The following is a 6641-nucleotide window of genomic DNA, read 5'->3' as shown; positions in this document are numbered from 1 at the left end:
GACCCAGCCACGGCCTTTAGGTTTGCAAAGTAGAATTATTTGAGAAAATCAGAGCTAATATCTTTACGATTATTAAGTGACTCAGATATTGAATAAATTGAAAAAGAATGGGGTGAACTTTCGCCACGGCTAGGCTAGCGACCTCTTGCCAGTATCAGTCCCCATTCTTAGTTGAGTTGCCAGTAACCAGTTAGAATTTTAGGCTTTAGGCCTGTTAAAGGTTTTAGTTTCCGCAACTCTCATTTGTTAAACTTCAATGTCTAAATTATGAAATTCAAATCAATTATTGGAGTCGATGTAAGTAAATCTACACTTGATGCTTATCTGAAGATCAACCAATGCCACGCAGTCTTTGAAAATAATGAGAAAGGTTACCAGGAGCTGGTGGAATGGGTAATGGAAAACTCTGGGTTAATACTCGCAGAAGAACTGCTTTTCGGATTTGAATCCACTGGGATTTATTCTTCAGAACTTGCTTTGTTTCTTGAAAAGCACTCCCTACCATTTTATATCATCTCAGGACTTGAATTAAAGCGATCCTTGGGAATAAGAAGAGGTAAGTCAGACAAGGCAGACTCTAAAGACATAGCTGAATATCTTTATGAAAAGCAGGAGAAGATTATCCCCACTGTTCCTCCCAAAAAGGTCATCCAGGATCTCAAAAAGCTGTTTAATTACAGAGAGCGACTTGTAAAAGACAGAGCAGCTTACATCACCCGTATCAAAGAATATGAAGCTGTAGTTTCAGAAAACAAATTAAAAGTCTATCAAAAATCCAATACCGAAGTAATCGCTTGTTTAGATAAACAGATCGAAACCGTAGAGAAAGAAATAGACAAACTTTTACGCAAAGATGAACTGTTAATGAACCAATATAAGCTGATTAACTCTATCAAGGGCATAGGCCCACAGACAGCTGTTGCACTTATCGTCTTAACAGAAGGGTTTACCCTATTCGATAGCTGGAGAAAGTTTGCCAGTTATGCAGGAACAGCACCGTTTCCCAACCAGTCAGGTACATCCTATCGAGGGAGAACCAAAACCAGTCCGCTGGCGAATAAGAGAATTAAAACACTGCTGACATTATGTGCAGGCACAGCCATCCAATACAGCACTGAGATGAAGACCTATTACAAGAGAAGAACCGGTGAAGGGAAAAGCAAAATGAGCACACTTAATATTATCAGAAATAAACTTATTGCAAGGGCTTTTGCTGTTGTCAACCGAAATTCCAGCTATGTAGACATATTAAAATATGCCGCATGAAAAAAAACTGAAAATCTTCTTGCTTAAACCTTAGAATACTGGCAGGCGAAGCTTCCGGATTCTGATCCTTTTAGCAGACAATAAGCCGTATTTTGTTGTTACTGGTAAGAAAGCGGATATCCATAATATTTAATATAGGAATATACAAATTCCAGCCGAATAGAATTTTGTCCTTCGACAAAATATACCTTCTGATAAACTCTACTTATGCGTATTTTCAATAAAAATTAGACCTACAGCATGAAAAAACTTCTACTCATTTTCTTTCTTCTTCCGATTCTTGCTTTTTCGCAGGCACAAGTAGAAACATTCGAGGTTTATAGCCCTTCCATGAAAAAAACATTGAAGGCTGCGATTACACTTCCTAAAAATTACTCAAATTCTGAGAGCAGATTCCCTGTGCTTTATCTTCTCCATGGCGGAAGTGGAGCCTTTTCGGACTGGCATGAAAAAGTAACCGAGGAAAACCTCGTTAGTAAAATGGCAGATCAATACCAGGTAATCATAGTAACTCCAGGTGTGGGACCAGCCAGCTATTATTATGATAGTCCCAAAATGGATTCAGTGAAATATGAAACATACCTTATTAAAGAATTGATCCCTTTCATAGATTCTAATTACAAGACCTTGGCAAAAAAAGAGTCGAGAGCTGTAACTGGACTTTCCATGGGAGGACATGGTGCGATATTGCTTTCTGCCAAATATCCTGAATTATTTGTAGCGGCAGGGAGTATGAGTGGGGTAATGAATATTGATACAAGGATGTGGAAAGTACAGGATGATTTCAGGAATTTAAGAGCTGAAGGGCAAAAACAAATGCTTGGTCAGGAATTAAACTATGAAGCACCAAACTTCAATCCCTACACTGCCGTAGGATGGGTGAAACAAATGAAGGAAAATGGCTTGGCCCTAATTATTGATTGCGGAGTGGATGATTTTCTGATCGATACCAACAGACAAATGCATGCTCTATTACTCGAAAACGGTACTCCACATGAGTATATCGAAAGACCGGGTGCTCACACTTGGAAGTACTGGACAGAAGCGCTCCCTGTTCATATGCTATTTTTCGATAAATACCTGATCAGACAATAGATAGACAACACTAGATCCCGAAATGGTAAAAACACCTTAGAATTCTCGACTATTTTTTGCTTTTTGCAAAACATATTTCACCCAAAACTATGTCCAAATTTGATCCTATAAGGCCTTACTATGATGCTGAAGCTAATGCAGCTATCAGGAAAATCCTGGATGACCCAATGCTGGAAGCAATGATGGGATTTACTTTTCCTGAGGATAATCAGAAAAACTGGAAGGAATTAATGAAGCATACCCATTCATTGAGAGATTTCCAGATCAACTTCATTTATCCTGGTTTGATGAAGGTCTTGGAAAAAAGTTCAGATGGCCTGAGCACCGGTGGCTTTGAGCTTTTGGAGCCCAACACTGCCTATTTATTTATATCCAATCACCGGGATATCATCCTGGATACTTCTCTGCTCAATGCCTGCCTCTACGAAAATGGTTTGGTGATGACCACCTCTGCAATTGGGGACAATTTGATTCAAAAACCATTCTTACATACGCTCTCCAGATTAAACAGAAACTTTGCAATCCAAAGGAGCTTAAAAGGAAGGGAACTCCTAGAAAGCTCACAATTGGTATCTGATTATATCAGAAAATCACTGCTTCAGGAAAATAGAAGCGTTTGGACAGCCCAAAGAGAAGGTAGAACCAAAGACGGAAATGACTTTACTCAAAAGGGTGTATTGAAAATGCTAACCCTGGCGGAAAAAGAGGGAGATGCTTTTTCTTATTTTGAAAAAATCAAGCTCGTACCGGTTTCTATTTCTTATGAATACGATCCTACAGATGTATTGAAGATGCCTGAACTCCTTGCCAAAGCAAGAGATGAAAAATACATTAAAAGCGAAAATGAAGATTTCCTCAACCTCTTAAGAGGAATTATCGGGACTAAAAAGCGAATCCACATCCAAGTGAATGCTGTCTTGGATCAGGAAATCAAAGAAATAGCGCAATCAGGAAATAATCTCAGCGAGAAACTGAATCAACTTTGTCGATTGATCGATTTGCAAATTTGGAATGGCTTTAAGTTATGGCCAAGCAATTTTATTGCTCATGATTTGCTATATGGTGAAAAAGAGTATTCTGATGAGTATACGGAGGAAGAGAAGACAGCTTTTGAAAATAGATTCAAAAATAAAATAGATACCAAAGACCCAGATGTGGTCAAAAACTTCCTGTCTATGTATGCCAACCCGGTGAATAATCAAAAAAAAAGCGCTCAGTGAAATCTGAGCGCTTCGGAAGTTTATGTGACGGGCAGTAAGATTTTGAATTGAGTTCCTCCGCCAAGCGAAGAATTGAGCTCCACCTTCCCTTTTAGACCTTGGACGAGATGTAGCACTAATTTCAATCCAAACCCATAGCCGGTTTCCCCCGCAGAACCATTCGTAGAAGTGCCCTCACCACACAAAATCTCATCTACCTTTTCCTGACTCATTCCAGCCCCTGAATCCTTCACTTCAAATAGCAATATTTTATCATTACCAATAATCTCCATATCGCAAAGCACCTTAATTTCCCCACCATGCGGAGTAAACTTGATGGAGTTGGAAACAAGATTACCTAAAATTTGTAAAATCTTATTTTTCGGAAAAGGCACCTCCGCATTTGGCGATTCTACCTGAACTTCCAAATCGATATTTTTCACCAATGCTTGAGGCTCAAACATATTAACCATCTTTGCCTTCAGGGAATTCAAAGTAAACTCTGCATCGGTCGGCTTCCTAAGCTCTTTATCTTTTCTTAGTCCATAATCTTGGGATAAAATCTCATCCGCCAACTCCAGCAAGGATTTACCACTTTTCTGGATCAGATTGATAAACTCCAACACCTCCTCCAGTTTATTTTGGTTTCCTTGGGATTGAATGATTTCTGCCAAGCCAATGATACCTCCTAAAGGTCCCCGGATATCATGAGCAACTCTATTCTTAACTTGCTGAGTTTCGTGTACCTTTTTCTGAAGGCCTTCTACAGCCTTATAAATTTTAAGGCGATTGACAACTTCTTTGGCAATGATAGAAAGCATCTCTTTTTTTTCAGGACTGAGTTGCTTGTAGTCAGTGTCTAGAACGCACAAAGCTCCTAAACTTATCTCATCATTGACCTTCAAAGGAATCCCGTAATAAAACCTCAAGTTTGGATGTCCAATCACAAAAGGTCTATCATTAAACCTTTCATCTGCAGACAAATCTTTCACCTCAAATTCCGACTTCTTCGGGTCCAAAATTGTGTATTGACAAATAGATTCCTCTCTAGGCATTTGACTTACATCCATACCAAAAGAAGATACACTCCATTGGGTGAAGTGATCTATCAAATTAACTAAAGAGACTTTAGTTCCTGCTATTTTAGCTGCAAGCTTGGTCAGATCAGATAGCGAGTTTTCCAGATCCATAAAATCTAGGTCCAGTTCACTTAAGGCCATCAACCTTTCCATTTCATTCTCAGGAATGAGTGATTCGGTACTAATTTTAGGGTGATTCATGCTGTAAAATAAGTGGTATATTGGGTAGGTTTCCAAATTAAAATCATCAAATAATCTCTGGATTTGAAAAGAAACAGATTCCTTTTCTTCAACAGCAAAAATCCGATGATATAATTCAAATTCAACTAATTTTATCTATGAGGAATTTATTGATAATGAGCTTTGTAGCCCTTTTTATTATTCAAGCTAATCTGTTTGCCCAAAGATTAGACACCATCCCAATCGGTTATATTCAAACCAATTTTGGAGAGATATATATTGAGCTTGACTATAAAACTCCTAACCATCAGAGTAGCTTTATAGAACTCGCGGAGGCTGGCTATTGGGATTCACTGACTTTCAATAGGGTCATTCCAAATTTTGTAGCGCAAGGAGGCTGCCCAGATACCCCTGAAGGCTTTAATGATCCTGATTTTTTACTCGAACCAGAGTTTCATCCCGACCTTACACATCAATATGGAGCAGTTGGAGCGGGAAGAGATAATAACCCGGACAAACTCTCCGCCCGCTGCCAATTCTACATAGTACAAAATACGCGGGGGCTACATCGATTGGATGGGGACTACACTGTTTTCGGAAAGGTAATCAAGGGAATGGATGTGGTTGACCAAATTGTCCATGTGGAGCGGGATTCTGATGACAAACCGCTCATACCGATTACCATGAAAGTCTCTGTCCTTTATCTTAACTTGGAGGATCTAGCTCAACTGAAAAACAACAATTGAAATGAACCCAATTAAAATCCTGATTGTCGGTTGTGGAAACATGGGAGCCTCTCATGCAGCAGCCTACCATCAAATGCCAGAATTTGAAATTTGCGGACTGGTGGCACGAGGAGAAAGTAAAAATCGCCTCAATGAAAAACTCAAGTCAAATTATCCGCTGTTTGATAAATATGAGGATGCATTAGCCCAAAGCAAGCCGGATGCTGTTTGTATTTCTACTTATCCTGATACCCATGAGGAATTTGCCCTTAAAGCTTTAGAAGCAGGCTGTCATATTTTTATAGAAAAACCACTGGCAGATACTGTCACCGGCTGCGAAAGGATTATCCAAAAAGCAAATGAAACAGGTAAAAAAGTAGTAGTAGGCTACATTCTCCGTCATCATCCATCTTGGATCAAATTTATTGAAGAGTCCCAGAAATTAGGAAAGCCCTTGGTCATGAGAATGAACTTGAATCAGCAAAGTCATGGATACATGTGGGATGTACATAGGAATTTGATGAAAAGTCTGAGTCCTATTGTAGACTGCGGCGTACATTATATAGATGTGATGTGCCAAATGACCCGCTCAAAACCGCTATCAGTTACAGCTATAGGAGCTCGACTTACAGATGATATAGCCTCAGATAATTACAATTATGGTCAGCTACAAATACGCTTTGAGGATGGATCAGTGGGATGGTATGAAGCAGGCTGGGGCCCCATGATTTCAGAGACGGCTTTCTTTATAAAAGATGTATTCGGACCAAAAGGATCGGTTTCCATTGTAGCCAAAGATGCAGGGGCCGCTGGAAAATCAGATGATGTCGATTCTCATACTAAAACAGAATCCATCAGAGTACATCATGCAGCCATTAATGATCAAAATGAATTTCTACAGGCTGACGAATGGATCAATATGAAGGATGAACCCAACCATCAAGAGTTATGCAATCGCGAACAAAGTTATTTCTTAAAAGCCATCCAAAAAGATATAGATTTGAGTAACCACCTATTGGATGCATTGAATAGTTTAAAAATAGCATTCGCCTGTGATGAATCAGTTAAATCGGGAAAAGCTATAAAGCTGTAAAGCT

Annotated in this window: 6 protein-coding genes; 5 read left to right on the top strand and 1 reads right to left on the bottom strand. The window is 39.2% G+C overall.

The window, feature by feature from the left end; all coding sequences use genetic code 11:
- The first annotated feature begins 267 nt into the window (after positions 1-267).
- From FL972_RS17365 to FL972_RS17355, 3 genes are all read left to right on the top strand, one after another.
- Positions 268-1266, top strand: a complete 999-nt coding sequence (locus FL972_RS17365) for an IS110 family RNA-guided transposase (protein ID WP_144602881.1) — start codon at positions 268-270, stop codon at positions 1264-1266.
- Between the two features lie 240 nt (positions 1267-1506).
- Positions 1507-2361: an alpha/beta hydrolase gene (locus FL972_RS17360; protein ID WP_144607262.1), complete on the top strand. Its 855-nt coding sequence runs from the start codon at positions 1507-1509 to the stop codon at positions 2359-2361.
- 89 nt (positions 2362-2450) lie between these two features.
- A complete protein-coding gene (locus FL972_RS17355) occupies positions 2451-3581 on the top strand; it encodes a 1-acyl-sn-glycerol-3-phosphate acyltransferase (RefSeq protein ID WP_144607261.1) in 1131 nt (376 codons plus the stop codon).
- A 20-nt stretch (positions 3582-3601) separates the two neighbouring features.
- On the opposite strand, the gene FL972_RS17350 is transcribed toward FL972_RS17355, so the two are convergent.
- On the bottom strand, positions 3602-4840 hold the full coding sequence (locus tag FL972_RS17350; protein WP_144607260.1) for a GAF domain-containing sensor histidine kinase: 1239 nt from the start codon (positions 4838-4840) through the stop codon (positions 3602-3604).
- Between the two features lie 155 nt (positions 4841-4995).
- Between FL972_RS17350 and FL972_RS17345 the strand changes: the two genes are divergently transcribed.
- Both FL972_RS17345 and FL972_RS17340 read left to right on the top strand, forming a co-directional pair.
- Positions 4996-5565, top strand: coding sequence for a peptidylprolyl isomerase (locus tag FL972_RS17345; protein ID WP_250161381.1), 570 nt, complete (start codon positions 4996-4998; stop codon positions 5563-5565).
- 1 nt (position 5566) lies between these two features.
- The gene (locus FL972_RS17340; protein WP_144607258.1) at positions 5567-6637 is read left to right on the top strand and encodes a Gfo/Idh/MocA family protein; all 1071 of its coding nucleotides are present in this window, start codon (positions 5567-5569) and stop codon (positions 6635-6637) included.
- Positions 6638-6641: the final 4 nt, after the last annotated feature.

Origin of the sequence: Algoriphagus algorifonticola (genome assembly GCF_007655305.1) — a bacterium.
Lineage (GTDB): Bacteria > Bacteroidota > Bacteroidia > Cytophagales > Cyclobacteriaceae > Algoriphagus > Algoriphagus algorifonticola.
The sequence above is the reverse complement of the archived record's forward strand: the minus strand, read 5'-3'. Positions and strand labels throughout refer to the sequence as shown.

Excerpts from the sequence above, each read along its gene's own strand:
- FL972_RS17350 (WP_144607260.1), bottom strand. The coding sequence starts at position 4,840 with ATGAATCACCCTAAAATTAGTACCGAATCACTCATTCCTGAGAATGAA.
- FL972_RS17365 (WP_144602881.1), top strand. The coding sequence starts at position 268 with ATGAAATTCAAATCAATTATTGGAGTCGATGTAAGTAAATCTACACTT.
- FL972_RS17340 (WP_144607258.1), top strand. The coding sequence starts at position 5,567 with ATGAACCCAATTAAAATCCTGATTGTCGGTTGTGGAAACATGGGAGCC.
- FL972_RS17345 (WP_250161381.1), top strand. The coding sequence starts at position 4,996 with ATGAGCTTTGTAGCCCTTTTTATTATTCAAGCTAATCTGTTTGCCCAA.
- FL972_RS17355 (WP_144607261.1), top strand. The coding sequence starts at position 2,451 with ATGTCCAAATTTGATCCTATAAGGCCTTACTATGATGCTGAAGCTAAT.
- FL972_RS17360 (WP_144607262.1), top strand. The coding sequence starts at position 1,507 with ATGAAAAAACTTCTACTCATTTTCTTTCTTCTTCCGATTCTTGCTTTT.